This is a genomic window from Nonomuraea sp. NPDC003201, from assembly GCF_053590415.1.
In genome coordinates, this window is sequence record NZ_JBSFTC010000668.1 from 1 (window position 1) to 2,273 (window position 2,273).

The 2,273-nt window shown below is 72.4% G+C and carries 2 protein-coding genes; both read left to right on the plus strand.

Annotated elements, in window-relative coordinates; translation table 11 throughout:
- The coding region (locus ACWDX9_RS62530) for an alpha/beta hydrolase (RefSeq protein WP_449973322.1) at positions 1–678 on the plus strand (678 nt) is incomplete at its 5' end.
- Between the two features lie 131 nt (positions 679–809).
- Positions 810–2,255, plus strand: a complete 1,446-nt coding sequence (locus ACWDX9_RS62535; protein WP_449973323.1) for a BTAD domain-containing putative transcriptional regulator — start codon at positions 810–812, stop codon at positions 2,253–2,255.
- Positions 2,256–2,273: the final 18 nt, after the last annotated feature.

Consider the following 2,273-nt stretch of genomic DNA (forward strand, 5'->3'; position numbering starts at 1 on the left):
ACCGTCGCGGCGGCCCGCCGCGACCCGCTCGCCGTCGCCGGGCTCGGCATCGACGACGTCACCGGCCACTACGCGGCCGTCATCCGTGACCTGCCGGAGGCGCCGGTGCTCGTCGGCCACTCGTTCGGCGGTCTGTTCGCGCAGAAGCTGCTCGGTCGCGGCCTCGGGCGCGCCGCCGTGGCCATCGACCCGGCGCCGGTCAAGGGGGTCAAGCCACTGCCGTTCGCCCAGCTACGCTCTGCCTTCCCGGTGCTCGGCAACCCGGCCAACCGGCGCCGCTCGGTGTCGCTGACCGCGGCCCAGTTCCGCTACGGCTTCGGGAACGCGATCAGCCGGAACGAGTCCGACGAACTGTTCGGCAGGTGGACCATCCCCTCACCGGGCCGCCCGCTCTTCGAGGCCGCGCTGGCGAACTTCACCCGCACGTCGCCGGCCGCGGTCGAGACCGGCAACGCCGCCCGAGGGCCGCTGCTGCTCATCTCCGGACAGGAGGATCACACGGTGCCGGACGTGGTCACGCGTGCGGCGTACAAACTGTATGGCGACTCACCCGCCATCACCGACCTCAAGCAGTTCCCCGGGCGAGGGCACTCGCTCGTCGTGGACAGCGGGTGGCGGCAGGTCGCGGACTACGCCCTGGAATGGCTGGCCCGCCACCCGATGGAGGTCGGCCGTTGATCGCGGTCGGCAATCTGATCGACAGTTCGGGGGTGGGAACAGGCATGGCCACGTCGTCGCCTCCTGACGCCGATGGCGAAGGACGGTCGTCCGCCTCCGGCGGAAACCTGCGGTTGCAGATTCTCGGTCCGTTGCGGCTGTGGCGGGACGGCGTCGAGCTGGTCACCGGGCCTCGGCAGCAGGCCTACCTGCTCGCACTGCTCCTCGCACGCGCGGGCAAGCCGATCAGCACGAGTGAGTTGATCGATCTGATCTGGGGCGATGACGTCCCGGCCTCGGCCGTCAACATTCTCCAGAAGTACGTGGGCTCGCTCCGGCGGTTACTCGAACCGGCGTTGCCGGCTCGCACGAACGGCACGTACCTGCAGCGCCGCGCCAACGGTTACCTGTTCGCGGGCGGCGCCGAAATGCTGGACCTCCTCGCCTTCCGGGAGCTCGTCGAGGCGGCCAGGGCCGGTCTCGCGGAGCAGCGCCCCGATGCGGCGCTCGACTCCTACGTACGGGCGCTGGGACGCTGGCACGGCCCCGCGGGTGACGGGCTCTTCCACGGATCGACCGCGATGTCGATCTTCGCGGCACTGGACGGTGAGTTCTTCGACGCGTGCGCGGCGGCGGCCGAGCTCGCTGTGTCGCGGGGCCGGCCCGCGCGTGTGCTCCAGCCCTTGTACCTGGCCGCCGGGATGGCTCCGTTGCACGAAACCGTGCAAGCCGGGCTCGTCGCCGTCCTGGGCGCCGCCGGTCACCAGGCAGAGGCGCTGAAGGTCTTCCGGACGGTTCGCGCCCGGCTCGCCGAAGAGCTCGGCATCGGTCCCGGTCCGGCGCTGCTGGAGGCGTACCAGCGGGTACTGCGTCAGCCCCTGACCTCGGCCGGTGGGTACGACGCGCACGCGAGGACGGCGAGCATCACACTGCCGGCTACCGCGCCGAAGGATCAGCCCACGCTCGCCGGCCGCGCCGAGGAGACGCTCACCGAGCGGCGGCCGGTCCCTACTCTCGGGGAGCCGCCCACCGGCGGTCTGGTCGGCCGGGTCGTGGAGTTCGCGGTGCTGCGGCAGGCGGTGGAATCGGCACGTGCCGGAGGCACGGCGCTCGTCCTCGTCGAGGGTGAGCCGGGAGTGGGCAAGACCCGCCTGCTGGAGGAGATCAGCGCCGAGGCGGATCGGCGCGGCGCGTTGGTCGTGTGGGGGCGCTGTCTCGAGGGAGACGGCGCGCCGTCGATGTGGCTGTGGGTGCAGGCTGTCGGCGCGCTCCTTGAGGAACTGCCCGCCGCGGCGCGGGAGGAGTGGGAGTCAGGCGAGCTCGGCCGGCTCGTGGAGCCGCCGCCGGACAGCGGAGCCCGGTTCCGTCTGATCGAGCAGGCTATCGCCCTCGTCGGCCAGGTATCGGCGCTGCGGCCGATGATGCTTGTCGTCGATGACCTCCAGTGGGCCGACGTCGCCTCGCTGCAGCTGTTCGGGCACCTGGCGGCTCGGCTGCCGAGCGGCACGGCGGTCATCGGCGCGCTCCGCGACCGCGCGCCGATGCCGGGGTCGGAGCTGGCGCGGATGCTCGCCGCGGCGAGCCGGACCCGGCGATGACGAGGCAGCCGGCTCGCC